Here is a 25,542-nt window from a genome sequence, read left to right on the forward strand (position 1 = left end):
TCACAGGGGGATGTTGCCGTGCTTCTTCGGCGGCAGCGCGGCCCGCTTGGTGCGCAGCTGGCGCAGCCCGCGCACCAGGTGGCGGCGGGTCTCGGAGGGCAGGACGACCGCGTCGACGTAGCCGCGCTCGGCGGCCGTGTAGGGGTTGAGCAGGGCCTCCTCGTACTCCCGGATCAGCCGGGCGCGGGTGGCCTCCGGATCGTCGGCGGCGGCGATGGCGCGCCGGTGCAGGATGTTGACCGCGCCCTGCGCGCCCATCACCGCGATCTGCGCGGTGGGCCAGGCCAGGTTCAGGTCGGCGCCCAGGTGCTTGGAGCCCATCACGTCGTAGGCGCCGCCGAAGGCCTTGCGGGTGATCACCGTGATCAGCGGCACGGTCGCCTCGGCGTAGGCGTAGATCAGCTTGGCGCCGCGGCGGATGATGCCGTCGTGCTCCTGGCCCACCCCGGGCAGGAAGCCGGGCACGTCCACGAAGGTGAGCACGGGCACGTTGAAGGCGTCGCAGGTGCGCACGAACCGGGCCGCCTTCTCCGAGGCGGCGATGTCCAGGCAGCCGGCGAACTGCAGCGGCTGGTTGGCCACCACGCCCACCGGGCGGCCCTCGACGCGGCCGAAGCCGGTGAGGATGTTCGGCGCGAACAGCGGCTGCGTCTCCAGGAACTCGCCGTCGTCCAGCACCCGCTCCAGCACCGCGCGCATGTCGTAGGGCCGGTTCGCGCTGTCCGGCACCAGCGCGTCCAGCTCCCGGTCCGCCTCGCCGACCGCCAGGTCCGCCTCCTGCGGGAACGCCGGCGGCTCGGCGAGGTTGTTGGACGGCAGGTAGGACAGCAGCTGCCGGACGTACTCGACCGCGTCCTTCTCGTCGCCGGCCAGGTGGTGGGCCACCCCGGAGGCGGTGTTGTGGGTGCGGGCCCCGCCCAGCTCCTCGAAGCCCACCTCCTCGCCGGTCACCGTCTTGATCACGTCCGGGCCGGTGATGAACATGTGCGAGGTCCGGTCCACCATGACCGTGAAGTCGGTGATCGCCGGCGAGTACACCGCGCCGCCCGCGCACGGCCCCACCACCAGGCTGATCTGCGGGACCACCCCGGAGGCGTGGGTGTTGCGGCGGAAGATCTCCCCGTAGGCGCCCAGCGCGGCCACCCCCTCCTGGATCCGCGCGCCGCCGGAGTCGTTGATGCCGATCACCGGGCAGCCGGTCTTCAGCGCGAAGTCCATCACCTTGACGATCTTCTGCCCGTACACCTCGCCCAGCGCCCCGCCGAAGACCGTGAAGTCCTGCGAGAACACCGCCACCGGCCGGCCGTCCACCGTGCCGTACCCGGTCACCACCCCGTCGCCGTAGGGCCGGTCGGCCTCCAGCCCGAAACTCGTGGAGCGGTGCCGGGCGAACTCGTCCAGCTCCACGAAGGAGTCCTCGTCCAGCAGCAGGGCGATCCGCTCCCGGGCGGTCAGCTTGCCCTTGGCGTGCTGCTTGGCCACCGCCCGCGCGGACCCGGCGTGCGTCGCCTCCTCGATGCGGCGCCGAAGATCCGCGAGCTTCCCCGCGGTCGTATGGATGTCGATGTCGTTCACTGGTTGCTCACCCCGAGGCTCATCGGTTCAGAAGGTGTCGTGGGGGACGTACACGCCCCAGACGTCGCGCAGGGCATGGGAGACCTCGCCGACGGTGGCGCGCAGCCGCAGGGCCTCGCGCATCGGGGGCAGGACGTTGTCGGTGCCCCGGGCGGCGGTGCGCAGGGCGTCGAGGGCGCGTTCGACGGCGTCCTTGTCGCGTTCCTCGCGCAGGGCGGCGAGGCGCTCGCACTGGTCGAGTTCGATCTGCGGGTCGACGCGCAGCGGTTCGTACGGTTCCTCCTCGTCGAGGACGTGCGCGTTGACTCCGACCACGGTGCGTCCCTTGTGGTCGATCTCCTGCGCGATCCGGTAGGCGGAGCGTTCGATCTCGGACTTCTGGAAGCCCTCCTCGATCGCCGCGACGGCGCCGCCGCGGTCCTCCACGGCCCGGATCAGCTCCAGGGCCGCCGCTTCCAGGTCGTCGGTCATCGACTCCATGAAGTAGGAGCCGGCGAAGGGGTCGACGGTCTTGGTCACGTCGGTCTCGTAGGCGATGACCTGCTGGGTGCGCAGGGCCAGGCGCGCCGCCTTCTGGGTGGGCAGGGCGATGGCCTCGTCGTAGGAGTTGGTGTGCAGGGACTGCGTCCCGCCCAGGACCGCGCCCAGGCCCTGCAGGGCGACCCGGACGAGGTTGACTTCCGGCTGCTGCGCGGTCAGTTGCACACCGGCGGTCTGGGTGTGGAAGCGCAGCATCTGCGACTTCGGGTTCCGGGCGCCGAATTCCTCACGCATGACGCGTGCCCAGATGCGGCGGGCGGCACGGAACTTCGCGATCTCCTCCAGCAGCGTGGTGCGGGCGACGAAGAAGAACGACAGGCGCGGGGCGAAGTCGTCGACGTCCAGACCGGCGGCGACCGCGGTGCGCACGTACTCCTTGGCGTTGGCGAGGGTGAAGGCGATCTCCTGCGCGGGCGTGGCTCCGGCCTCGGCCATGTGGTAGCCGGAGATGGAGATCGTGTTCCAGCGCGGCAGCTCCCGGTGGCAGTAGGCGAAGATGTCGCTGATCAGCCGCAGGGACTGCTTCGGCGGGAAGATGTAGGTGCCGCGGGCGATGTACTCCTTGAGCACGTCGTTCTGGATCGTCCCGGTCAGCAGGCTGCCCGGGACGCCCTGCTCGGCCGCGACCAGCTGGTACAGCAGGAGCAGCGTCGAGGCCGGGGCGTTGATCGTCATCGACGTCGACACCTTGTCGAGCGGCAGGCCCTGGAACAGCGTGCGCATGTCCTGGATCGAGTCGATCGCCACACCGACCTTGCCGACCTCGCCCCGGGCCAGGGGCTCGTCGGAGTCGTAGCCCATCTGTGTCGGCAGGTCGAAGGCCACGCTCAGGCCCCCGGTGCCGGCGCCGACCAGCTCGTGGTAGCGCTCGTTGGACTCCTTCGCGGTGCCGAACCCGGCGTACTGCCGCATCGTCCAGGGCCGCCCGGTGTACATCGACGGATACACGCCGCGGGTGAACGGGAACTGCCCCGGGGCGCCCAGCGCGGTGTCCGCGTCGAAGTCCGTCAGTGTCCGGCCGTCGTAGACCGGCTGGATCGGCAGACCGGACTCACTGCGTGCGAAGGAATCCACATCGATCTCCTCTGGTACCCAATCTCTTATGAACGGTACTCAGTACCATTCCGGTGGGCAAGTGGCCCCCGGGGACCGAGACGAGGGAGGATGGGTGATCATGAGCAAGCCAGCCGCGCGAACCCGGCTCGCGGACGCCGCCTTCGCCCTGTTCGACGAGCGCGGATACGAGCAGACCACGGTCGACGACATCGCCGAACGGGCCGGCGTGGGCCGCACCACCTTCTTCCGGCACTACCGGTCCAAGGAAGACGTCATCTTCCCCGACCACGACCGGATGCTCGAGCAGATCCAGGACCGCCTGGCCACCTCCAGCCACGCGACCGCCCTGGCCGCCGTCTCCGACGCGGTCCGCCTGGTGCTGCTGCACTACCTCGCCGAAGGCGACCTCGCCCGCCGGCGGTACCGGCTCACCAGCAAGGTCGCCGCGCTCCGCGACCGCGAGATCGCCAGCGTGGCCCGCTACCAGCGCCTGTTCCGCGAGTTCATCGCGAACTGGATGGGGGACTCCACCGAGTCGGCTTCGCTCAGGGCCGAGCTCATGGCCGCGGCCGTCGTCGCGGCCCACAACCACGTGCTGCGCCGGTGGCTCCGGGGCGAGTCCCCCGACCCCGTCGCGGAGGTCGATGAAGCGATGCGCGAGGTGCTCTCCCTGTTTCCCGGACCCCGGTCCCCCTCGGAGACCGGTGACGGCGGCACCACCGTCGTCGCCTTCCGGACCGGACAGGACCTCGACCTCCTGCTCCCCTCGCTGCGGCGCCTCGTCGAGGGGCAGACCGGGCAGTGAGCGACCCTCCCGTGGATCCCGGGGTCCACGGGACCGCCGCCCCCGGGTGCGCCGTTCCGGCGCGCCACGGCCCTCGGGGCACCGCCGAGCACCGTCACCGGCGGGCATCGCACCGGACGGCCGTGCGGGGCGCCGCAACGGGCGGCTCCGGCCGGGTTCCGCCGGTCGCCGCCGCGCGGACAGGCGGCGCGGTGGCGGCCTGAGCCGGTCCGCGGCCGGTCCGGACATCACCGCGCCGGTGCCGGACCGCCCGAAGCGGGTCCGCAGCGGGGCGGGCACCCGGGGCCGGCCCGCTGCCGACCGGGCCCGCCGAGGCCACGTCGCCTCCCGCCGTGCCAGGCGGAAACAGATCGCCGAGTGCGGACGGAATGGTTTGCGGCGGTGAAACCGCCGAGCCCGCAAGCCGAACGGCACACAGCACCCGTCCCTCGATCCGGGGCTCTGCGGGGCATCGGGCGGCAGCGTACTGACGCCGCATCAAGAACGGCCCGACCATCACGGACCTTTGTTCCGGGGCCGCGTCACGGGCGAGGAGCATGGACGCCCAGGCGCCGACCGGGCGTCCGTGCGCCGTGACGGGGTGCGTGGTTTGCGATTCCGCAGCTTCCCTGGACATCGGCCGGAGGGCTTGCGAGCGCAAGCCCCGGCGGGCACGACCTTTTCCGGAAAGACTCTTGACACCCCGAATCAAACGCTGTGTGATTACCGCCACTGTCGGCGTGAGGGAGGTCACACGGTGAAGTCGAAGGCAGCCATCCTCTGGGAAACGGGCCAACCGTGGAGCGTTGAGGAGATCGAGCTCGATCCACCACGGCAGCACGAGGTTCTCGTACGGATCGAGGCCGCCGGCATGTGCCACTCCGACGACCATGTCCGTCTCGGCGACGGGTACGCCGCCCTTCCCACCATCGGTGGACACGAGGGCGCGGGCGTCGTCGAGCAGGTCGGTCCCGGCATCGAGCACCTGGCGGTGGGCGACCACGTGGTCTTCTCGTTCCTCCCCGCCTGCGGAAGGTGCCGGTGGTGCGCCACCGGGCGGTCCAACCTGTGCGACTACGGCCAGTTCCTGATGGAAGGCTCGATGATCAGCGGCGGGTACCGCGCGCACGCCCGGGGCAGGGACGTCGGCACGCTCTCCCTCGTCGGCACGTTCAGCGAGCGCACGGTCGTGCACGAGACGTCGGTCGTGAAGATCGACCCGGACATCCCCTTCGAGGTGGCCTGCCTGCTCGGCTGCGGTGTGCCGACCGGCTGGGGCTCGTCGGTCAACATCGGCAAGGTCCGGCCCGGCGAGACCGTCGTGGTGGTGGGGATCGGCGGCATCGGCGCCAACGCGATCCAGGGCGCCCGGATGTGCGGCGCGCGGAACATCGTGGCCGTCGACCCGGTGGCCTTCAAGACCGACCGGGCGAAGGTCCTCGGCGCCACGCACACCGCGGCCTCCATGGAGGAGGCGATGGGCCTCGTGCGGGACATCACCCGGGGCGTCATGGCCGACGTCGGGGTGTGCACGATCGGCGTGGTCGAGGGAGGGATGGTCCAGCCGTTCCTCGACCTGGTCTCCAAGGGCGGTCGCGCGGTCCTCACCGGCATGGCCCGCAACGTCGACGACAAGCCGACCCTGGGCCTGCAGATGTTCGCGCTGTTCGAGAAGTCCCTGCTCGGCACCGTGTACGGCGGCTGCAACCCGCGCGCCGACATCCCCCGCCTCGCCGAGCTGTACCGAGCAGGAAAGCTCCAGCTCGACGAGTTGGTCACCCGCACCTACTCCCTCGACCAGATCAACGAGGGCTACGCCGACATGCTCGCAGGCAAGAACATCCGCGGCGTGATCGTCAACCAGTTCTGACCCGGTCCCGCCGCCGAGGAGGCTCCGTGACAACGACGCACCAGGACGACAGCCAGCAGCTCGACCACGAACAGCGACTCGCCGAACGGCTCAGCCACTTCGACATCTTCAGCTGGGAGGACCAGCAGGTGAAGTGGGAGCTGTTCGCCTACGCCCGGGACCGGTGCCCGGTGGCGCACACCGACGGGAACGGCGGTTTCCACATCGTCAGCCGGTACGAGGACGTCCGGCGGGTCATGGAGGACTGGGAGACGTTCTCCTCGACCGAGTCGCCCCTGGTCCCGACCGGGGTGCCCTCGCTCTGCCCCATCGACGACGACCCGCCCGTCCAGACCGCCGCCCGGCAGCTGCTCAACCCGCTGTTCTCCCGCAAGGCGCTCGCGCCGTACGAGGAGGCGATGCACCGGACCGCCCGGGACCTGATCGACGCGTTCGTCGACCGCGGCTCCGCCGAGATCCTCAACGAGTACGCCGGCCCCTACGTCGGCCGGATGCTCACGAAGGTGATCTTCAACGACCTCACCGACGAGGAGCTCAAGGCGGCCCAGGAGCTCGCGCTCGCCGTGGCCGAGGGAGCCACACCGGAGCTGTTCGGGCAGCTGTTCGTCATGTGCACCGAGTACCTGGAGCGCGCCAAGAAGCGCGGGATCACCGGCGACGGTGTGCTGGCCCGCCTCGTCAACGGCCGCTTCGGCGACCGGCCCCTGTCCCATGAGGAACAGGTCGGCTGCCTGGGCATCCTGATCCTCGGCGGCCTGGACACCACCCGTGCCGCGATCGGCAACATCACCTACCGGCTCACCCAGCACCCCGGGCTCGAGGACCGGCTGCGGGACCCCGCCTGGGTGCGCCGGGACATGGACGAGTTCCTCCGTCTGGACTCCCCGGTCGCCGCGATGGCCCGCGTGGCGACCCGGGACGTCGAGCTCAACGGGGTGCTGATCAGGAAGGGCGAGCGGGTGCAGGTCCGGTTCGACTCCGCCAACCGGGACACCGCCAAGTTCCGCGACGCCGACCGGCTCGTCTTCGACGAGGCGCGCAGCGGCCACGCGGCCTTCGGCATGGGGGTCCACCGCTGCGTCGGCTCCAACATGGCCCGGATGCAGATCGAGATCGCCTTCGAGGAGCTGCTGAAGAGGGTCAGGAACATCCGGCTCGCCCCGACCGCCGACATCACCTGGGTGCCGGGCCAGAGCAACGCGCTCCACGCCGTCGACGTCGAGTTCGACCGGGTGGGGTGAGCGGCCGTGAAGGTCCATGCCGACACCGCCCGGTGCCAGGGTCACGGCCGGTGCGCGCTGCTCGCCCCGGACGTCTTCGACGTGGACGACGACGGCAAGGTCGTCGTGCTGCTCGCGGACGTCGGCGACGACCACGCCGCCGACGTCCGCGAGGCCGTGACGAGCTGCCCGGAGGCCGCGCTCGAGGTTGTCTGACCGTCCCGGCCCGACCCGGTTCGGGCCGGGACCCCGCATGCCGGGCACCCCCGCCCCGGCTCCCGCTCCACAGCTGTCCGTGCATCACGCCCCTCGGCCCGCGAAGGAGACCGACACCGTCGCCGACCCGGAACCGATGACGGCGGGGCTGCGGCTGCTCGGGCGCGGCCCCGTCGCCCTGCTGCACGGCGACCCGCACATCGGCGACACCTACGTCACCGAGGACGGCCGGACGGGCTTCGCCGACTGGCGGTGCGTACTGCGCGGGTCGTGGGCGTACGACGTCTCCCACCTGCTCACCGGCGGGTCGGCGGTGGAGGACCACGACCCGGTCGCGCTCCTGCGCGACGCTCCCGGTGCCGGTCACGGCAGGACGTGAGGCGCACCGCACGCCCTTCTCCCGGAACGTCCGGAAGAAGGGCGATGACTTAACCAATCAACGCTTGGTAATGTGGGGAGGGCCACGCCTTCCCGCCCTCTCCGATGTGGGCCGCAGACGTCGGCGTGCCGTGTGGTCGTCGCCTCCGCTTGCCGCGGAGCCCGAAGGGAGAGATGTGAGCGCGAAGGAAGTCCTGACCGAACGGGCCGGCGCCGTGCTGGTGATCACGATCAACCGGCCGGACGCCAGGAACGCACTGAACCGGAACGTGGCCGAGGGCATCGCGGCGGCAGCCGACGAACTCGACGCGTCCGAGGAGTTGAGAGCCGGTGTACTGACCGGGGCCGGCGGGAACTTCTCCGCCGGCATGGACCTCAAGGCGTTCCTCCGCGGTGAGTCACCCAGTCTGGAGGGGCGGGGACTGTGCGGCATCACCATGACGCCGCCCCGCAAGCCGATGGTGGCCGCCGTGGAGGGCTGGGCGCTGGCGGGAGGGCTCGAACTGGTGCTGGCCTGCGACATGGTGGTCGCGGGCGAGACGGCGCGGTTCGGTGTTCCCGAGGTGAAGCGCGGTCTCGTCCCGGCCGCCGGCGCCGCACTGCGGCTGCCCACCCGGGTGCCGCAGGCACTGGCGCTGGAGATGCTGCTCACCGGTGAGCCGATCGAAGCGCCCCGAGCCGCGAAGATCGGCCTGGTCAACCGTGTGACGCGGGCCGGCGGGGCGCGGGAGGGCGCACTGGACCTGGCACGGCGGATCGCCGAGAACGGCCCGCTGGCGGTCCTGAGGACCAAGCAGATCGCGAGCGCCGCGCCGGACTGGGGGGCGCAGGAGGGCTGGAAGCGCCAGCAGCCGTTCATCGACGAGGTCTTCGCCTCCGAGGACGCCGCCGAGGGGGCACGCGCCTTCGCGGAGAAGCGTCCCCCGGTCTGGCGCGGCCGGTGACGTCCGGCGGCCGTACGGGTCTTCGGCCCGACATCCGTCCCATCGATCTGCAGGAGGAGAGAGAAGCATGGACATCAGCGGAGCGGGCGCTCTGGTCACGGGAGCGGCGTCCGGAATCGGCGCCGCGGTCGCACGCCGCCTCGCGGCGGAAGGAGCCCATGTGGTCGTCGCGGACATGCAGGAGGAGAAGGGCCGCGAGCTCGCCGCGGAGATTGGCGGCGTGTTCGTCCGGGTGGACGTGACCGAGACGGACCAGATCGGTGAGGCGGTCGCGGAGGCGACCCGGACGGCGCCCCTGCGGGCCGTGGTCAACTCCGCCGGCATCGGCGGCGCCCAGCGGACCATCGGCCGTGACGGTACCCTCGGCTCGGCGCACGACCTGGCGGCGTTCTCCCGGATCATCGCGATCAACCTGATCGGCACGTTCGACGTCGTGCGCCAGGCGGCCACCGCCATGAGCACCAACGAGCCGGACGCGAACGGGCAGCGCGGGGCGATCGTCAACATGGCCAGCGTCGCGGCCTTCGACGGGCAGATCGGCCAGGCGGCCTATTCCGCCTCGAAGGGAGGCGTGGTCGGCATGACCCTGCCGGTGGCGCGCGACCTGTCGGCCTCGGGCATCCGCCTGAACACCGTGGCCCCCGGTCTGATCGACACGCCCATCTACGGCGAGGGCCGGGAGGCCGAGGAGTTCAAGGCGCAGCTGGGCTCGCACGTGCTGTTCCCGAAGCGGCTGGGACTTCCCGAGGAACTCGCTTCCGTGGTCCTGGAGTTCCTCAGGAACGACTACCTCAACGCCGAGACGGTCCGAGTGGACGGCGGTATCAGGATGCCTCCTCGGTGACCGCCCCGGCCCGGACCCACCGGCTCACCCCGCGAGCATGCCGCTCGCGGTGACCGGGCCGGTGGGGCCCGGGAGCGGGCGATCACCGGTGGACGGTGGACACAGTGACGGGCGCTGCCGGGCGGGCTCCTTGAGGGAGCCCGCCCGGCAGCGCCCGGTGCGTGCTACGCCCGCAGTGACCCCACCGCGAGGCCTGCGGCCATCAGCCGGGGCACCGCGCGTCCGGCGGTGGCGAAACCCGGGCCCGTTCCGACGCCGGCCCGGTGCCGGTGCTCGATGCCGGCCGCGATCGTGCCGATCTTGTAGTAGGCCAGGGCCAGGTGGAAGTCCCAGTGGTCCAGCGGCACTCCGCCCGCCGCCTCGTAGGCCTCCGCCAGCGCGGGAGCGTCGGGCAGCCGGTCGCTCGTCCAGGCGCTCGGTGCGCCGAGGATGAGGTCGAGGGCCTCGTCCCGGTAGGCGCACATCATGGCCACGTCCGCCACGGGGTCGCCGATCGTGGACAGCTCCCAGTCCACGACGGCCGCCACCCCGGGCAGGCGACCGTGGTCCAGGATGGTGTTGTCGATGCGGAAGTCGCCGTGCACGATCCCGGTGGAACGCTGTTCCGGGACCGCGGCCACCAGTCGCCGCTCGAGCTCGGCCGCCGCGGCGCGGACCTCCTCGTCCTCGGGGGCGACCAGTTGCCACTGCCCCCGCCAGCGGTGCAGTTGCCGCTGCGCGTACGCGTCGGGCCGGCCGAAGCGTCCGAGTCCGGCGGCCACGTGGTCCACGCGGTGCAGGGCCGCCAGGGTGCTGGTCAACGAGGCGACGACATGGTCCAGTTGGGTGTCGTCGAGGGCGGCCAGGTCGTCGCGCGACTGCACGCTGCGGCCGTCCACGTGCTCCACGACCGTGAAGGCGCCGCCGAGCAGCGACTCGTCCTCGCACAGGACGACCGGCCGCGCGACGGGGACACCGCTGTCCCGCAGACCGGACGTCACCCGGAACTCCCGTGCCACGTCGTGCGCGGAGGGCGTACGGCCCGCGCGGGGCGGCATGCGCAGGACCCAGCGTGCCGTCCCGTCGCTCAGCACATAGGTCAGGTTGGACCGCCCGCCGGTGATCAGGGCCGCTTCGAGGGGGCCGGCGGGGGGTACGTCCGCCTCCGCCATGCGGCGGGCGACGGCGTCCAGTTCGGCGCGGCTCAGGTCGGTCGTCGCCCGACTTGCCTGTGCAGGTGGCTCGGTCTTCACGGATGCTCCTCCTGACGGTCGCGGCCGGCCGCGGGCCGCCCCGGAACGTCCGGCGGCCGGGACGGGGCGGACGTGAGTGTGCCGCGAGGCACCCTTCCACGCACGACGGACTATATCTATTGGTGTTTGGTTTAGCGTAGCATGGGGCGGACCGGACCGTCCGGTCGAACAGCCCAGGCGGGGAGGCCAGTACGTGGCGGACACCGGACGCGGAAGCCGACGCATGTCGTTCCTGGTCCTCATCCTCTCGGCCGTGGCGTTCTCGTCGCTGCAGTCGCTCCTCGTCCCCGTGCTCCCCCACATCGAGCACACCTTCCGCACCGACCAGCGGACGGTCGTCTGGGTCCTCACGGCCTACCTGCTCTCCGCCTCGATCCTCACCCCGGTGCTCGGACGCGTGGGCGACATGGTGGGCAAGCGACGCATGCTGGTCGTGACCCTGGCCGCACTGACCCTCGGCTCCGCGCTCGCCGCGCTCGCGCCGTCCGTCGGCTGGCTCATCGCGGCCCGGGTGATCCAGGGTGCCGGAGGCGGAGTCATGCCCCTGGCCTTCGGGATCGTCCGCGACCTCTACGGCGAGGCGCGGGTCTCCCGGGCGGTGGGCGTGCTCGCCGCCATCGGCGCGCTCGGCTACGGCGCGGGCATCGTCGCGGCCGGGCCCGTCGTCGACGTGCTCGGCTACCCCTGGCTGTTCTGGCTGCCGACGATCACGACGGCGGTCGCCGCGGTGGCGGCCCTCTTCGTGATCCCCGACTCCCCGGTGCGCGACTCCCGCGGCCTGCCCCTCCTCCCGGCCCTCCTGCTGTCGGTGTCACTCGTGGCGCTCCTGGTCGCCCTGAGCGAGGGCAACGTCCGGGGCTGGGGCTCGCCCGGCATCCTCGCCCTGCTGGCGCTCGCGGTGCTGGCGGGGGCCGGCTGGATCCGGACCGAGACGCGCGTTCCGGTGCCGATGATCGACATGGCGATGATGCGCCGGCGCGGCGTGTGGTCGGCCAACTGCGTGTCGGCCCTGCTCGGGTTCGGGATGTTCGCGGGGTTCTCGTTCCTGCCCCAGCTCATGCAGACGCCACCCGAGGCGGGCTACGGCTTCGGGAGCACCATCTCGGAGTCGGGGCGCCTCCTGCTCCCCTCCGCCCTGGCCATGTTCGCCGTGGGCTTCGCGACCGCCCCGCTCGTCCGGCGCTTCGGGTCCCGGACGGTGATCGTCTCCGGTTCGGCCCTGGGTTCCCTGGCGTACCTCGGGCTGGCCGGCTTCCACGCCGCCCCCTGGCAGACCTGTGTCGCGATGACCGTCCTCGGGGTCGGCCTCGGGCTCGTCTTCGCCACCGTCGCCGGTGTCGTGGTCGGCGCCGTGCCACCCGAACAGACCGGCGTGGCCAGCGGGATGAACGCCAACATCCGCACGATCGGCGGTTCGCTCGGGGCGGCGGTCATGGGAGCCGTCGTGACGAACCGGGTCTCGGCGACGGGCCATCCGCCGGAGTGGGCCTACACCCTCGGCTTCACGGCGCTGGGCGTGGCGCTCGGGCTCGGCGGCGTCGCGGCCCTGTTCGTCCCCGGCCCCCGGGGGCGGCTGGTCGAGGGGTCACCGCGCGACACGGCGTCCACCGGGCCGGACGCGGTCCCGTCCGGCCGCGCTTCCTGATACGGTCCGCGGGCACAGGCCCCCGCCGAGGGCGAATCGGCGGGGGCCTGTGCCCGTTGCGGCGTCACCGAGGCACTCGGCCGGCCGGGTGACGGGTCAGCGCACCTCCCAGGTGTCGGCTCCGTCGACGAGGGCCTGGAGGTCGCCGTCACCCCTGCGCTCGCGGTCGGCGGCCACCTGGGCGCGGGCCAGGTCGTCGTACGTCGGGCGCCGGACCTGGCGGAAGACGCCGATCGGGGCACGGGTCATCTCGCCCGTGGCCGTCAGCCGCGACAGCGCGAACGCGACGGTCGGGTCCTCGGCGTGCGCGTCGTGGACCACGACCCGCCCCGCGTTCCCGGGTGTGACGCGGTCGACGTGTACCTCGCCGGTGGGCCGGCGGAAGACGCCGAGCCCTCCCCGCCCGTCCTCCGCGGGCGCGCCGAAGCGGACGGGTTCGCCGTGGACGAGCGGGATGATCGCGTCCGCGGCCGAGTCGCGGCCCTTCAGGGCGTCGTAGGCACCGTCGTTGAAGATCGGGCAGTTCTGGTAGATCTCCACGAGCGACGTGCCGCGGTGCGCGACCGCGGCCGACAGCACCGAGGTGAGGTGCCCCCGGTCGGAATCGACGGTGCGGGCCACGAAGGTGCCCTCGGCGCCCAGGGCGAGGGAGACCGGGTTGAAGGGGTGGTCGACCGAGCCCGCGGGCGTGGACTTGGTGACCTTCCCGGTCTCGCTGGTGGGCGAGTACTGGCCCTTGGTGAGCCCGTAGATCCGGTTGTTGAACAGCAGGATCGTCATGTTGACGTTGCGGCGCAGGGCGTGGATCAGGTGGTTGCCGCCGATGGACAGGGCGTCGCCGTCGCCGGTGACGACCCACACCGAGAGGTCCTCACGGGCGGTGGCGATGCCGGTGGCGATGGCGGGGGCACGGCCGTGGATGGAGTGCATCCCGTAGGTGTCGAGGTAGTACGGGAACCGCGAGGAGCAGCCGATGCCGGAGACGAAGACGATGTTCTCGCGGCGCAGGCCCAGCGTGGGCAGGAAGCTCTGGACCGCCTTGAGCACCGCGTAGTCGCCGCAGCCGGGGCACCAGCGGACCTCCTGGTCGCTGGTGAATTCTTTGCCGGTCTGGGGGGCGTCGGCGGACGGGACGAGGGCGGTGCCGCCGTGCTCGTCCCCGACGGTGGGGACGGGGAGGTCGGTGACCGTCATGAGGCCTCCTGCGAGATCTCGTCGATGTGGGTGAGGAGCTCCTGTTCGAGCTGCTCGGCGCCGAACGGCATGCCGCGCACGGTGGTGAGTCTGCGCACGTCGACGAGGTAGCGGTCGCGCAGCAGGGTGGCGAGCTGGCCCAGGTTCATCTCCGGGCACACCACGCGCTCGTAGGCGGCCAGGACGTCGCCCAGTTCCGCCGGGAACGGGTTGAGGTGGCGCAGGTGCGCCTGGGCGATGTCGAGGCCGCGCCGGCGCAGCCGGCGCACGGCGGCTCCGATGGGGCCGTACGTCGAGCCCCAGCCGATGACCAGGACGCGCGCCCGGCCGTCCGGGTCGTCCACGTCGAGGGCGGGGATCGACCGGGCGACCGCGTCGACCTTGGCCTGCCGGGTGCGGACCATGTGGTCGTGGTTGTCGGGGTCGTAGGAGATGTCCCCGGTGCCGTCCTTCTTCTCGATGCCGCCGATGCGGTGCTCCAGTCCGGCGACTCCGGGCGGCGCCCAGGGCCGGGCCAGGGTCTCCGGGTCGCGCGCGTAGGGCAGGAAGCTGCCGCCGCCGTCCGGCGGGGTCGCGAAGCCCGGCTCGATGCGGGGCAGCGCGGCCACGTCCGGGAGCCGCCAGGGTTCGGAGCCGTTCGCGAGGTAACCGTCGGAGAGCAGCATCACGGGGGTGCGGTGGGTGACGGCGATCCGGGCCGCCTCGACGGCGGCGTCGAAGCAGTCCGCCGGGGACCGGGGCGCGACGACCGGCAGCGGCGCCTCGCCGTTGCGCCCGTACATCGCCTGGAGCAGGTCCGCCTGCTCGGTCTTGGTCGGCAGTCCGGTGGAGGGTCCGCCGCGCTGCACGTCGACGATGACCAGCGGCACTTCGAGCATCACCGCGAGGCCGATGGTCTCGGCCTTGAGCGCCACGCCCGGTCCGGACGTCGTGGTGACGCCGAGGTGGCCGGCGTAGGAGGCGCCCAGGGCCGCGCCGATGGCGGCGATCTCGTCCTCGGCCTGGAAGGCGGTGACGCCGAAGTTCTTGTGCCTGCTCAGTTCGTGGAGGATGTCGGAGGCAGGCGTGATCGGGTAGGCGCCGAGGAACACCGGGAGTCCCGAGAGGCGTCCTGCGGCCAGGAGGCCGTAGGACAGGGCGGTGTTGCCGGTGATGTTGCGGTAGCGGCCGGGGGCCACGGCGGCGGGCTTGACCCGGTAGGAGACGGCGAAGGTCTCGGTGGTCTCGCCGAAGTTCCAGCCCGCGCGCAGCGCCGTGACGTTGGCGTCGCGGATCGCGGGCTTCTTCGCGAACTTGCCGCCGAGGTAGGCGACCGTGCCGTCGACCTCGCGGCCGTACAGCCAGGACAGCAGGCCCAGCGCGAACATGTTCTTGGCGCGGGCCGCGTCCTTGCGGGAGAGCCCGAAGGACTTGACCGCCTCCACGGTCATCCCGGTCAGGTCGAGGGCGTGGACGGCGAAGTCCGCCAGCGAGTCGTCGTCCAGCGGGCTGGCTTCGTAGCCGGCCTTGGCGAGGTTGCGTGCGGTGAAGTCGTGGGTGTCGACGACGACCGTCGCGCCCGGCCGGAGGTCCCCGATGTTGGCGCGCAGCGCGGCCGGGTTCATCGCCACCAGGACGTCGGGCCGGTCGCCGGGAGTGAGGATGTCGTGGTCGGCGAAGTGCAGCTGGAAGCTGCTGACGCCCGGGATGGTGCCCTGGGGCGCCCGGATCTCGGCCGGGAAGTTCGGCAGGGTGGACAGGTCGTTGCCGAAGACGGCCGCTTCCTGGGTGAACCGGTCCCCCACCAGCTGCATGCCGTCGCCGGAGTCGCCGGCGAACCGGATCACCACCCGGTCCAGTTCGGTCACTCGTGCGCTCATCGGGGTGCCTCCAGGTGGGCTCGGACCACTGAGCGGGTGTCGTCGGCCCAGCCCTTGCCGGCGGCGTACCCGATCATCTCGTCGTAGCGGGTGCGCCACCCGTCGTCGCCGGACGGATGGGCGCGGCGCCGGAGTTCGGCGACGTCGAGCCACACGTGTGCCGGGTCCTGTTCGTCGGTGGCGCGGGCCAGGCCGTCGGCCGCCAGCGCCCGTGCCGCGCTCCGGGCATCGAGTTCGGTGACGACCGACAGCGCGGTCAGCAGGGCGGGGTCGAGGATGTCGATCCTCTCGGCGGTGACGCGCACCTGCATGGCGGCTCCTCTTCTCGAGGGGTGGGCGTGCTGGCGCCCCACCGTATCAAACGTTGTTAGATTACTGTGGAGTCGGATCACCTGTCTCCGGGGGACTGGTGATCCGTGGCGGACAACGGGGTTCAGAGGGCCAGCGCGGCCGTCGCGGTCTCCCAGAGCCTCTCGGCCGCGGCCGGGTCCAGCGCGTACGGGGCCACGCCCCCCGAGTGGTCCGAACGGCGTTCCGCGACGACGGCGGCCGGCCCGCAGTCCTGGTAGTAACCGCCTCCCGCGTGCGCGAGTTCGGGTGCGGTGGCGAGCAGGACCGACGTCGCGGCGCCCTGCTCGACGGACTTCATGGGCAACCCCTCCGTGTCCCACCGGATGTGCCGCTGCAACTCGGTGTGGACGATGCCGGGGTGGGCGGCGTTGGCTCGCACGCCCCGGTCGCCCCAGCGGCGCGTGACCCCGACGGCGAGCAGCACGTCGGCGGTCTTCGACTGCGCGTACGCCAGCCACGGGTCGTAGGGGCGGAAGCGGAAGTGCAGGTCGTCGAAGACGACCGGCGAGCGCAGGTGCGCGGCGGAGCTGAGGCACACCACGCGGGCGCCCGACGCCTCGGCCAGCGGCCGTTCCAGGCCCCGCACCAGTGCGAAGTGACCGAGGAAGTTGGTGGCGAGCTGCTGCTCCCAGCCGTACGGCGTGCGCTCCAGTTCGGGCAGCGCCATGATCCCGGCGTTGTTCACGAGCACGTGCACCGGCCCGGTCCACCCGTCGGTGAACCGGCGCACCGAGCGCGGGTCGGCGAGGTCCAGTTCGCGGGCCTCGATCCGCCGGTTGCCGGTGCGCTCCGTCAGTTCCGCGGCGATCCGGGCCGCGGCGCCGGTGCGGCGGGCGGCGAGGACGACCCGGGCCCCCGTCACGGCGAGGGCGCGCGCGGTCTCGGTGCCGAGGCCCGAGGTGGCGCCGGTGACGATCGCCGTGCGGCCGGTGAGGTCGACGCCGTCGACGACCTCGTCGGTGGTGGTCCCGAAACCGAAACCCGTCAGCCGCTTCCCCGTCTCAGACAACGCCGTCCTCCCGCGTCCGTACGGCCGCGGGCCCGGCGCCCTCCGCGAAGCGCACCGGAAGGCTGCGCAGCCCGTGGGAGTTGGTGTGGCCGCCCCAGACCACGGGGCCGTCGAGTTCGAGGGCCGGGAACTCGTCCAGGAGGTGCTCCAGGACCGTCCGCAGCTCCAGCCGGGCCAGGCCCTCCCCGAGGCACCGGTGCCGACCGCTGCCGAAGGCGAGGTGCTGGGTCAGGCCGGGGCGGTCGAGGTCGAAGGCGAAGGGGTCGTCGAACTTGTCGGGGTCGCGGTTCGCCGCGCCGAAGGCCAGCATCACCTTCTCGCCGGGGCACAGTTCGGCGTCGCGCAGGGTGGTCCCGCGCCGTACGGTGCGGGCCATGTTCCACACCGGCGGGTGCAGCCGCAGGCACTCCTCGATCATCTTCGGCACCAGGGAGCGGTCGGCGAGCAGCCGGTCGCGGACGCCCGGTTCGGTGATGAGGCGGTAGATCATCGTCCCGATGCCGTCGACCGTGGTGCCGTGGCCGGCGACGACCAGGAGCTGCACCAGGCCGAGCGCCTCGACGTCCGAGACGGTCTCGCCCTCGATCTCGGCGTTGACCAGTTGCCCGAGCAGGTCCTCGGCGGGCCGGCCGCGCCGGGCGGCGATCTCCTCCGCCAGGAACGCCTCCAGCCGCTGGGCGGCGGCCCTGCCCCGTTCGGGGTGGTCGGTGTCGGCGAACGCCTCCATGAACTCCTCGCCGAGGGAGTGAATGCGCTCCCAGTCCGCCCGGATGCCGAGGATCCGGCAGATCACCAGGACGGGCACGGGGCGGGCGAACTCGGTGACCAGATCGGCGCGTCCCCGCTCCGCGAGCGGGGCGAACCCGTCCGCGACGATGCGGCGGACACCGGCCTCCCAGGGGCCGAGCGCCTTGGGGGTGAAGTGCGGAAGGACCAGTTTGCGGAAGGCGCCGTGGCGCGGAGGGTCCAGTTCCGCCGGGATCACCGGCATGGACTTGCCGGTCGGCGGGATCATGATGCCCTCGGTGACGGTGAACGTCTCCCAGTCCGCCGAGGCGGTCACGATGTCGGCGTGCTTGAGCAGGGCCCAGAAGCCGCCGGACGCCTCGCTCCAGGCCACGGGACACCGCGCCTGCATGTCCGCGAGCGTCTCGAACAGTTCACCGGCCAGTTCCGGCCTGCGGTTGTCGAGGTCCACGAGGTGTCGCTGCCTGCGGTCGTCGGTCACGGATCCTCCTCGGTGATCGGACCGCGCTAATCTAACAGCGATTGGCTCTGGTGTGACCGGGTGACGCCTGTCACTCTGGGGGCTGCGAAACCCATCACCGTTAGGAGCCTGGTGTGTCCTCCACGAACCCCTCCGACTGTGTCCTGGTCGAGCACGACGGGGCGGTCGCCACGGTCACGCTCAACCGCCCGCTGCGGCGCAACGCGCTGTCCTCCCGGCTGATCGGGGAGCTGAGCGCCACCATGGCCCGGCTCACCGACGACGCGCGGGTGCGCGCGGTGGTGCTGACCGGGGCGGGGCGGGCCTTCTGCGCCGGGCTCGACCTGCGCGAACTGGGCGAGACCGGGGACAACATGCGCTCGGCGGGCCCCTCGGCCGGCGACAACGCCCCCTGGCACCGTCCGGCCAAGCCGGTCGTCGCCGCGGTGAACGGTCCGGCGGTCACCGGCGGTCTGGAGATCGTGCTGCACTGCGACTTCGTCATCGCCTCACCGGCGGCCCGCTTCGGCGACACCCACGCCCGGGTCGGCGTGCTGCCCGGCTGGGGCCTGTCCTACCTGCTGCCCCAGGCCGTCGGCGTGCGCCGGGCCCGGGAGATGAGCCTCACGGGACGTCTGATCGGCGCCGGGGAGGCGCTCACCTGGGGGCTGGTCAACCGGGTGGTGGAGGCCGAGGACCTGCTCGCCACCGCCCGGGAGACGGCACGGCAGATCGCCGAGCTCGACCCGGAGATCGCCGCCGAGTACCTGGCGCTCTACCGCGACAACGCCGCCTCCACGCTCGCGGAGGCGGTGCGGCGCGAGAGCTCCCGCTCCCTGGCCTGGGCGGAGCGCGTGTTCCGTCCGGAGAACGTCGCCGCCCGGGCCGACGCGGTCATCGAGCGGGGGCGGGCCCAGAACTGAGGGCCGGCCGGAGGGCCGGCCCGTGCCGTACGGCGGACCGGGCCGCCCCTCCGGACGGCGGCACGCACGGTGCCGCTCTCCCCCGGCCCGGTGACACCGGTGAGGCGCTACTCCCGGACCGCCGGCGGCAGGCCGAGGTGGTCGCGGAGGTTCCCCAGGAACTCCGCGTACCGGCTCGTGAAGGCCTCGTGCATCTCGGCCTCGACGCCGGCGTCGCAGTCGAAGTCGCCGTACCACTCGACGAACGTCCCGTTCGTGCGCGTCACCGGGCGGACCCGGACGGTCGCCCGGTAGCTGCGCACCGGGAACGGATTCTCCCCGGGCGGGAAGTCGTAGGAGTACGACCGGTCGTCGGCGTCCATCGCCACGAGCCGTTCGCGGACCACCCGACCCCCGTCGCGGAGCACGAGACGGCGTACGGAGCCGACGGCCGGTCCCCCTTCGCCCTCAAGGCCGCCCTCCGACAGTTTTCCGACGAAGTCCGCGATGTCCTCGAAGCGGCCCAGCACCGCCCAGACGGTCTCGACCGGCGCGGGCAGGACGTCGCTGACGTAGGCACGGCTCATGGTTCCTCCGGTAGGGACCGTGTCGGGGCGGACGGGGGCGTCACTGCTGTCCCGCGGCCGGGAGGGGCCGCATGAACGTCTCCGTCTCGCGCTTGAACGCCACGACGACGCGGCGCTCGCGGAACAGCCACCGGCCGTCGACGCGTACGAACTCGTCCTCGTAGTCCCCGGCGATGGCCGGACGGGTGTCGACCGCGAGGCCGTCGGGGCCCCGGTCGTCCCGGAGTTCGACGGCGACGGACACACCGCGGGCGTGGTCGGCGTCCAGCACGTCGACGGCGATGTTGGTGACGACGTGGCGGGTCGTCCGCGCCGTCAGGGCGTCCCGCCGGGCGAAGAAGGCACGCAGCTCCTCCCGCCCGACGGCGTCGATCGTCGGGGAGCGCCAGGCGCCGTCCTCGGTGAAGAGGTCGGCGGCCGACGCGCCGCGTCCGTGGTCGAGCCGGCGGCCGTACTCGACCATCAGCCGTCTGCACTCCTCGACGGCCAGGAGCCTTTCCAGAGGCGGAACCCGATGGCTCGTCATGCGCGTGTTCCTCCCGTCAATCGGGCCGGTCGATCAGGTCGAGGGCCGCGCGGACGATGTGATCGGCGTCGATGCCGTGTGCCGCGTACAGGTCCGGCAGGTCGCCGGACTCGCCGAACCTCGTCACCCCGAGCGTGCGGATGCCGAGCCCCGCGGTGTGGGCGGCCAGGAAGGCCAGGGTGTGCGGATGGCCGTCGAGGACGGTCACCAGGGCCTGCGGACGGCGTTGCGGGAACAGCTGGTCGAGGATCCAGCTGTCCCCCGGTTCCAGTCCGTCGCGGGCCCGCTGGGCCCGCATCAGCCGGTCCGGGCTGGTGGCCACCACCACGTCCACGGGGTGGCCGCCGGCCGTGAGGCGGTCGGCCGCCGTGACCGCCTCCGTCACCATCGCCCCCATGGCGACGATCGCGACCCGGGCGCCGGGCGCGGTGCGCAGCCGGTAACCGCCGGCCAGCACCTGGCGGCGGCGCCGCTCCCGGGCGGCGGCCTCCTGCGGTATCCGCGCCAGCGCCTGGTCGACGGGGCGCGTGGACAGCCGCAGGTACGTCGAGCTGCCGCCCTCGCGGCCCAGCCGGGACAGGCCGTCCAGCAGGCACCACTCGGCCTCCAGGGCGAAGGCCGGCTCGAAGGCGACGCATCCGGGCTGCTCCAGGCCGATCGAGGGCGTGGTGATCGACTGGTGGGCGCCGCCCTCGGGTCCCAGGGTGACGCCCGAGGGGGTGCCGACCAGGATGGACTGTCCTCCGGCGTACATCCCGAAGGACCAGGGCTCCAGGGCCCGTCCGACGAAGGGGTCGTAGACCACGCCGATCGGGAAGAGCGGGTGTCCCCACCGGCTCCAGGTGGCGCCGAGTTCGCCCAGCAGGCCGACCAGGTTGACCTCGGCGATGCCGAGTTCGATGTGCTGGCCGGTGGGCCGTTCGGCCCAGCGCAGCAGGGTCTCGGCGTCGTCGGCGAACCAGTCCTGCTTGGCCGTGCTGGACCAGGGGCCGGCCTTGTTGAGCCATCCGCCGAGGTTGGTGCTGGAGGCGACGTCGGGGGCCACCGTGACCACCCGGGCCGCCACCTCCGGCGCGGACCGGGTCAGGTCGAGCAGGGTGCGCCCGAGCGCCTGCTGGGTGGACGCACGCCCGTTCGGGGTCCGCCCCAGGTCCGCCGGAACGGCCGGCGGCGGGGCCGGCTCCACCGGCGTGCGGGTCAGCCGGGCCGCGACCGCGGCGCAGTGCCGGCCCTCGGCGCTGTCCGCGGGGAACGCGGCCCACGGGTCGGCCGGGTCGGCCCCGGTGCGCACGGCGAGGTCGTGCAGCTGCTCGGGGCTCAACAGGTTGGCGTGGTTCTGCGGGTGTCCCGCGCTGGCCAGCCCGTAGCCCTTGACGGTGTAGGCGAAGATCACGGTGGGGCGCGTGTCGTCGATCCGGTCGAAGGCGTCGAGGAGTGCGGGCAGGTCGTGGCCGCCGAGGTCGGCGACCGCCTCGACCAGTGTGGTGTCGTCGACGTCCGCGACGAGGGCGGCGACCACGGCGGCGTCGGGTCCGATGCCGGGCAGGCGGCGGCGCAGTTCGCCGGCGTCGCAGCGCAGCAGCCGCTGGTACTCCGGGTTGGGCATCTCGTCGATCCGGCGTTCCAGGGCGTCGCCGCCCGGCCGGCCGAAGAGGGCCCGCAGTCGGCGTCCGTACTTGACGGTGAGGACCTGCCACCCGGCCGCGTCGAACATCTGCTCCAGCCGGCCGGCGGCGATGTCGGGCACCACGCGGTCCAGGGACTGCCGGTTGAGGTCCACGATCCAGACGACCTCGCCGAGGCCGGCCGTGGCGGGGTCGAGGACGGCCTCCCAGACCGCGCCCTCGTCCAGTTCGGCGTCACCGACGAGCGAGTACTGCCGTCCGCCGCGCCGGGTGCCGGTGCGGTCGTCGACGTACCTGCCCGCGACCGCGCCCCAGATCGGCGCGGTCGCCCCGATGCCGACCGAGCCGGTCGAGTAGTCGACCGGGTCGGGGTCCTTGGTGCGGCTCGGATAGCTCTGCAGTCCGCGGTACTCCCGCAGCCGGGTGAGGTAGGACCGGTCGAGCCACCCCAGCAGGTAGTTGACGGCGTGCAGGACCGGCGAGGCGTGCGGCTTGACCGACACCCGGTCCTCGGCCCTCAGGCGGCCGAACCAGAGGGCCGTCATGATGCCGGCCATCGAGGCGCTGGAGGCCTGGTGGCCGCCGACCTTGAGCCCGGAGCGGTTGGGGCGCCCGCGGTTGGCGTGGTCGATCATCGCCGTCGCGAGCCACCGGACGCGGCGCTCGATCGATTCCAGGACCGCCGTCTCGTCCGCCGTCCGGTCCCCGTCCGTCCGGGCCACCGTGCCGGAGAAGGCTTCCGGCGGGCGCGGGGGGTGGGTGGTGCTGTGGGTCATCGGTCTCTCCCGGTCACTCGTCGGCTCAGCCCGCGTACGGTCGCTCCCGGCGCAGTTCCTGCCGGGCGACGGTGCGCCGGTGCACGGCGTCGGGTCCGTCGACGATCCGCAGCACCCGTGCCCAGGCGTAGAAGTAGGCGAGCGGCAGGTCGTCACTCACGCCGGCGCCCCCGAACACCTCGATCGCCCGGTCGATCACCCGGGTGGCGACGGCCGGGGCGACCACCTTGATCTGGGAGATCTCCCCGCGGGCCGCCTTCGCCCCGTGCCGGTCGATGAGCCCGGCCGTGTGCTGCACCAGCAGACGGGCCTGGTCGATGTCCATCCGGGAGTCGGCGATGAGTTCCTGGACGACCGGGTTGTCGGCCAGCCGCCCGCCGAACGCCACCCGTTCCCCGGCGCGGCGGACCATCAGGGCGAGGGCCCGTTCGGCCATCCCGAGCGCGCGCATGGCGTGGTGGACGCGGCCGGGGCCGAGCCGGGCCTGGGCGATGGTGAATCCGTCGCCCTCGGCGGCGAGGAGGTTCTCGGCCGGCACCCGCACTTCGTCGAAGACCAGTTCGGAGTGGCCGTGCTGGTCCTGGTAGCCGAAGATCGGCAGGTGCCGCTCGATGGTGAGTCCGGGCGTGTCCCGCTCCACCAGCACCATGGACTGCTGCCGGTGGGTGGGGGCGTCCGGGTCGGTCTTGCCCATCACGATGAAGACCTTGCAGCGCTCGTCCGCGGAGCCGGTGATCCACCACTTGCGTCCGGCGATGACGTAGGAGTCGCCGTCCCGCCGGATCGTGGTGGAGATGTTGGTGGCGTCGGAGGAGGCCACGTCGGGCTCGGTCATCGCGAAGGCCGAGCGGATCTCTCCGGCGAGGAGGGGTTCGAGCCACCTCCTCTTCTGCTCGTCCGTGCCGAAGAGGGCGAGCGTCTCCATGTTGCCGGTGTCGGGTGCCTGGCAGTTGATCGCCTCGGGCGCGATGACCGGGGACCAGCCGGTGATCTCGGCGACGGGGGCGTACTCGGCGTTCGACAGGCCGGAGACCGAGGGCAGGAAGAGGTTCCACAGCCCCCGCTCACGGGCGGAGGCCTTCAGCTCCTCCATCACGGGCGGGTAGCTGTGCTCGCCGTGCTCGCGCAGGTGGGCCGCCCAGACCGGTTCGGCCGGGAACACCTCCTCGCGCATGAAGTCCCACATGCGGTCCTGCAGGGAAGTACTCATGAACAGCGCTCCTAGTGGCCGCTAGTGGCCGGACATACCGCCGTCGACGGGCAGCGTGATGCCGGTGACGTACGTCGACGCGTCGCTCGCGAGGAACACCACGACGCCGTCGAGCTCGTGCGGCTCGCCCAGCCGCTTCAGCGTGGTGTTGTGCTCCAGGAAGTCGTCGAGCGCCGGACGCGGGATCGGGTCGGTCAGGTCCGTGGCGAAGTAGCCGGGGGCGATCGCGTTGACCCGGATGCCCTTGCGACCCGACCACTGCTGGGCGAGGTCGCGGGTGAGGCCGACCAGGCCGGCCTTGCTGGAGACGTAGGCCGCCTGCGGGGCGAAGGGCTTGACCAGCGCGAGCGCGCTCGCGACATTGATGATGCTGGACCCGGGACGCATGACCCGGGCGCAGGACTGGGCCATCCAGTAGGCGCCCATGAGGTTGACGTCGACGACGCGGCGGAACTCCTCCGGTGTCTCGCGCAGGGCCGGGACGGCCGTGCCGACGCCGGCGTTGTTCACGAGCACGTCGACGGCGCCGAGTTCGGCGACGGCACGGTCGACGACCGCCGTGCAGTCGTCCGGGGACACCACGTCGCAGCGCACCGGCAGCGCCCGCACCCCGTGCTTCTCGACCTCCCGGGCGACGTCGCTGAGACGGTCCACCCGGCGGGCGGCGAGGACCACGTCCGCTCCCGCGGCGGCCAGCGCGCGGGTGAAACCCGCCCCGAGCCCGGAGCTCGCGCCGGTGACGAGCGCGATCTTCCCGGTCAGGGAGAACTGCTCGACGCCGGTCCTGGGCGTCTCGTCCCGGGCCGCCATCAGACCAGCTCGACCAGGGTCGCGTTGGCCATGCCCCCGCCTTCGCACATGGTGATCACACCGCGGCGTCCGCCGGTGGCCTCCAGGTGGCCGATCAGGGTGGCGAGGATGCGGGTGCCGGAGGCGCCCATCGGGTGGCCGAGGGCGATGGCCCCGCCCCGCGGGTTGACCTTCGCGAGGTCGACGCCGAGTTCGCGGGCCCAGACCAGGGGCACGGGGGCGAACGCCTCGTTGACCTCGAAGACGTCGATGTCGTCGACCGTCAGGCCGGTGCGGTCCAGTAGGCGCCGGGTGGCGGGGACGACGCCGGTGAGCATCAGCAGCGGGTCGCTGCCGGTCACCGCGAAGCCGGTGAGCCGGGCCCGCGGTGCGAGGCCCAGTTCGGCGGCCTTCTCCTCGCTGGTCACCAGGGCCGCGGAGGCCCCGTCGGTCAGGGGCGAGGAGTTGCCGGGCGTGATGTGCCACCCGATCTCCGGGAAGCGTTCCCCGAGCGTGTCGTCCTTGAACGACGGGCGCAGGCCCGCCAGTTGGTCCGCGGTGGTGCCGGGGCGGACGGTCTCGTCCGCGGTGACGTCCCCGACCGGCACGATCTCCCGGGCGAAGTCACCCGCGGCCGCACGGGCCGCGGCCAGTTCGTGGGACCGTGCGGCGAACTCGTCCAGCTCCCGCCGGTCCAGTTTCCAGCGTCCCGCGATGATCTCGGCCGAGACGCCCTGTCCGACCAGTCCTTCGGGGTAGCGGCCCGCCAGGGGCGCGAACGGCTTGCCGTCGCGCCCCGGGAATCCGAGCGGCACCCGGCTCATGGACTCCACGCCGCCGGCGACCACCACGTCGTAGGCACCGCTCATCACGCCCTGCGCGGCGAAGTGCAGCGCCTGCTGGGCGGAGCCGCACTGGCGGTCGACGGTGGTGGCCGGCACGGACTCCGGGTAGCCGGCGGTGAGCAGGGCGGTGCGGGCCACGTTGGTGGCCTGGTCCCCGGCCTGGCCGACACAGCCGGCGATCACGTCGTCGACCTGCGCCGGGTCGATCCCGGTGCGTTCGAGCAGGGCCGTCAGCGTCGTGGCCAGCAGGTCCGCCGGGTGCACACCGGACAGGGCGCCACCGGGCTTGCCCCGGCCGGAAGGGGTGCGCACCGCGTCGACGACGACGGCAGGAGACAGCACGGGCATGGGTTTCTCC

Annotated in this window: 23 protein-coding genes; 9 read left to right on the plus strand and 14 right to left on the minus strand. The window is 72.5% G+C overall.

Annotated elements, in window-relative coordinates; all coding sequences use genetic code 11:
• Entirely contained in the window at positions 1-1,575 is a 1,575-nt protein-coding gene (locus B7L92_RS07655; RefSeq protein ID WP_081236697.1) for an acyl-CoA carboxylase subunit beta, read from the minus strand.
• A 27-nt stretch (positions 1,576-1,602) separates the two neighbouring features.
• Complete coding sequence (locus B7L92_RS07660) at positions 1,603-3,189, minus strand: acyl-CoA mutase large subunit family protein (protein ID WP_081236698.1); 1,587 nt, start codon at positions 3,187-3,189, stop codon at positions 1,603-1,605.
• Positions 3,190-3,289: 100 nt separating this feature from the next.
• Here B7L92_RS07660 and B7L92_RS07665 point away from each other — a divergent pair, with 100 nt between their 5' ends.
• The 7 genes from B7L92_RS07665 (at position 3,290) to B7L92_RS07695 (ending at position 9,427) form a co-directional block, all read left to right on the plus strand.
• Positions 3,290-3,976, plus strand: a complete 687-nt coding sequence (locus tag B7L92_RS07665; protein WP_081236728.1) for a TetR/AcrR family transcriptional regulator — start codon at positions 3,290-3,292, stop codon at positions 3,974-3,976.
• A 736-nt stretch (positions 3,977-4,712) separates the two neighbouring features.
• Entirely contained in the window at positions 4,713-5,825 is a 1,113-nt protein-coding gene (locus B7L92_RS07670) for an NDMA-dependent alcohol dehydrogenase (protein ID WP_081236699.1), read from the plus strand.
• 26 nt (positions 5,826-5,851) lie between these two features.
• Positions 5,852-7,066 carry a cytochrome P450 gene (locus B7L92_RS07675; protein ID WP_081236700.1) on the plus strand — a complete coding sequence of 405 codons (1,215 nt, stop codon included), beginning with the start codon at positions 5,852-5,854 and terminating at the stop codon, positions 7,064-7,066.
• 6 nt (positions 7,067-7,072) lie between these two features.
• Positions 7,073-7,261 (plus strand): ferredoxin, encoded by a 189-nt coding sequence (locus tag B7L92_RS07680; protein WP_081236701.1) that lies wholly within the window; start codon positions 7,073-7,075, stop codon positions 7,259-7,261.
• Positions 7,262-7,340: 79 nt separating this feature from the next.
• On the plus strand, positions 7,341-7,640 hold the full coding sequence (locus B7L92_RS07685) for a phosphotransferase (protein WP_170102184.1): 300 nt from the start codon (positions 7,341-7,343) through the stop codon (positions 7,638-7,640).
• Between the two features lie 175 nt (positions 7,641-7,815).
• Positions 7,816-8,583, plus strand: coding sequence for a crotonase/enoyl-CoA hydratase family protein (locus tag B7L92_RS07690; RefSeq protein WP_255310803.1), 768 nt, complete (start codon positions 7,816-7,818; stop codon positions 8,581-8,583).
• 67 nt (positions 8,584-8,650) lie between these two features.
• Positions 8,651-9,427 carry an SDR family NAD(P)-dependent oxidoreductase gene (locus tag B7L92_RS07695; RefSeq protein ID WP_081236704.1) on the plus strand — a complete coding sequence of 259 codons (777 nt, stop codon included), beginning with the start codon at positions 8,651-8,653 and terminating at the stop codon, positions 9,425-9,427.
• A gap of 164 nt (positions 9,428-9,591) precedes the next feature.
• On the opposite strand, the gene B7L92_RS07700 is transcribed toward B7L92_RS07695, so the two are convergent.
• Positions 9,592-10,659: a phosphotransferase family protein gene (locus tag B7L92_RS07700; RefSeq protein ID WP_255310804.1), complete on the minus strand. Its 1,068-nt coding sequence runs from the start codon at positions 10,657-10,659 to the stop codon at positions 9,592-9,594.
• A gap of 223 nt (positions 10,660-10,882) precedes the next feature.
• Here B7L92_RS07700 and B7L92_RS07705 point away from each other — a divergent pair, with 223 nt between their 5' ends.
• Positions 10,883-12,304, plus strand: a complete 1,422-nt coding sequence (locus tag B7L92_RS07705; protein ID WP_107501403.1) for an MFS transporter — start codon at positions 10,883-10,885, stop codon at positions 12,302-12,304.
• Positions 12,305-12,400: 96 nt separating this feature from the next.
• Here B7L92_RS07705 and B7L92_RS07710 read toward each other — a convergent pair whose 3' ends face one another.
• The 5 genes from B7L92_RS07710 to B7L92_RS07730 all read right to left on the minus strand — a co-directional run bounded on the left by B7L92_RS07710 (position 12,401) and on the right by B7L92_RS07730 (position 17,945).
• A complete protein-coding gene (locus tag B7L92_RS07710) occupies positions 12,401-13,498 on the minus strand; it encodes a 2-oxoacid:ferredoxin oxidoreductase subunit beta (protein WP_081236706.1) in 1,098 nt (365 codons plus the stop codon).
• Positions 13,495-15,357, minus strand: coding sequence for a 2-oxoacid:acceptor oxidoreductase subunit alpha (locus B7L92_RS07715; protein WP_081236707.1), 1,863 nt, complete (start codon positions 15,355-15,357; stop codon positions 13,495-13,497). Before B7L92_RS07715 ends, B7L92_RS07710 begins: the two co-directional genes overlap by 4 nt.
• Positions 15,354-15,668 (minus strand): hypothetical protein, encoded by a 315-nt coding sequence (locus tag B7L92_RS07720; RefSeq protein WP_081236708.1) that lies wholly within the window; start codon positions 15,666-15,668, stop codon positions 15,354-15,356. The genes B7L92_RS07715 and B7L92_RS07720 overlap by 4 nt, the downstream gene beginning before the upstream one ends.
• 122 nt (positions 15,669-15,790) lie before the next feature.
• Entirely contained in the window at positions 15,791-16,717 is a 927-nt protein-coding gene (locus B7L92_RS07725; protein WP_218030432.1) for an SDR family NAD(P)-dependent oxidoreductase, read from the minus strand.
• Positions 16,710-17,945, minus strand: coding sequence for a cytochrome P450 (locus B7L92_RS07730; protein ID WP_081236709.1), 1,236 nt, complete (start codon positions 17,943-17,945; stop codon positions 16,710-16,712). The genes B7L92_RS07725 and B7L92_RS07730 overlap by 8 nt, the downstream gene beginning before the upstream one ends.
• 113 nt (positions 17,946-18,058) lie before the next feature.
• Between B7L92_RS07730 and B7L92_RS07735 the strand changes: the two genes are divergently transcribed.
• The gene (locus tag B7L92_RS07735) at positions 18,059-18,847 is read left to right on the plus strand and encodes an enoyl-CoA hydratase (protein WP_081236710.1); all 789 of its coding nucleotides are present in this window, start codon (positions 18,059-18,061) and stop codon (positions 18,845-18,847) included.
• 107 nt (positions 18,848-18,954) lie between these two features.
• On the opposite strand, the gene B7L92_RS07740 is transcribed toward B7L92_RS07735, so the two are convergent.
• The 6 genes from B7L92_RS07740 to B7L92_RS07765 form a co-directional block, all read right to left on the minus strand.
• Positions 18,955-19,413: an SRPBCC family protein gene (locus B7L92_RS07740; RefSeq protein WP_081236711.1), complete on the minus strand. Its 459-nt coding sequence runs from the start codon at positions 19,411-19,413 to the stop codon at positions 18,955-18,957.
• Positions 19,414-19,453: 40 nt separating this feature from the next.
• Positions 19,454-19,939 carry a nuclear transport factor 2 family protein gene (locus B7L92_RS07745; RefSeq protein ID WP_081236712.1) on the minus strand — a complete coding sequence of 162 codons (486 nt, stop codon included), beginning with the start codon at positions 19,937-19,939 and terminating at the stop codon, positions 19,454-19,456.
• 16 nt (positions 19,940-19,955) lie between these two features.
• Entirely contained in the window at positions 19,956-22,199 is a 2,244-nt protein-coding gene (locus B7L92_RS07750; RefSeq protein ID WP_255310806.1) for a thiamine pyrophosphate-binding protein, read from the minus strand.
• A gap of 166 nt (positions 22,200-22,365) precedes the next feature.
• Positions 22,366-23,550 (minus strand): acyl-CoA dehydrogenase family protein, encoded by a 1,185-nt coding sequence (locus B7L92_RS07755; protein WP_081236714.1) that lies wholly within the window; start codon positions 23,548-23,550, stop codon positions 22,366-22,368.
• Positions 23,551-23,571: 21 nt separating this feature from the next.
• Positions 23,572-24,360, minus strand: a complete 789-nt coding sequence (locus tag B7L92_RS07760; RefSeq protein ID WP_081236715.1) for an SDR family NAD(P)-dependent oxidoreductase — start codon at positions 24,358-24,360, stop codon at positions 23,572-23,574.
• On the minus strand, positions 24,360-25,523 hold the full coding sequence (locus tag B7L92_RS07765) for a thiolase family protein (RefSeq protein WP_081236731.1): 1,164 nt from the start codon (positions 25,521-25,523) through the stop codon (positions 24,360-24,362). Before B7L92_RS07765 ends, B7L92_RS07760 begins: the two co-directional genes overlap by 1 nt.
• Positions 25,524-25,542: the final 19 nt, after the last annotated feature.

This window comes from Streptomyces viridosporus, from assembly GCF_002078235.1.
Classification (GTDB): domain Bacteria; phylum Actinomycetota; class Actinomycetes; order Streptomycetales; family Streptomycetaceae; genus Streptomyces; species Streptomyces viridosporus.

What these genes read in the sequence shown, in the direction of transcription:
- B7L92_RS07665 (WP_081236728.1), top strand. Translation starts at nt 3,290, where the DNA reads ATGAGCAAGCCAGCCGCGCGAACCCGGCTCGCGGACGCCGCCTTCGCC.
- B7L92_RS07695 (WP_081236704.1), top strand. Translation starts at nt 8,651, where the DNA reads ATGGACATCAGCGGAGCGGGCGCTCTGGTCACGGGAGCGGCGTCCGGA.
- B7L92_RS07705 (WP_107501403.1), top strand. Translation starts at nt 10,883, where the DNA reads ATGTCGTTCCTGGTCCTCATCCTCTCGGCCGTGGCGTTCTCGTCGCTG.
- B7L92_RS07710 (WP_081236706.1), bottom strand. Translation starts at nt 13,498, where the DNA reads ATGACGGTCACCGACCTCCCCGTCCCCACCGTCGGGGACGAGCACGGC.
- B7L92_RS07715 (WP_081236707.1), bottom strand. Translation starts at nt 15,357, where the DNA reads ATGAGCGCACGAGTGACCGAACTGGACCGGGTGGTGATCCGGTTCGCC.
- B7L92_RS07720 (WP_081236708.1), bottom strand. Translation starts at nt 15,668, where the DNA reads ATGCAGGTGCGCGTCACCGCCGAGAGGATCGACATCCTCGACCCCGCC.
- B7L92_RS07740 (WP_081236711.1), bottom strand. Translation starts at nt 19,413, where the DNA reads ATGAGCCGTGCCTACGTCAGCGACGTCCTGCCCGCGCCGGTCGAGACC.
- B7L92_RS07745 (WP_081236712.1), bottom strand. Translation starts at nt 19,939, where the DNA reads ATGACGAGCCATCGGGTTCCGCCTCTGGAAAGGCTCCTGGCCGTCGAG.
- B7L92_RS07750 (WP_255310806.1), bottom strand. Translation starts at nt 22,199, where the DNA reads ATGATCGACCACGCCAACCGCGGGCGCCCCAACCGCTCCGGGCTCAAG.
- B7L92_RS07755 (WP_081236714.1), bottom strand. Translation starts at nt 23,550, where the DNA reads ATGAGTACTTCCCTGCAGGACCGCATGTGGGACTTCATGCGCGAGGAG.
- B7L92_RS07760 (WP_081236715.1), bottom strand. Translation starts at nt 24,360, where the DNA reads ATGGCGGCCCGGGACGAGACGCCCAGGACCGGCGTCGAGCAGTTCTCC.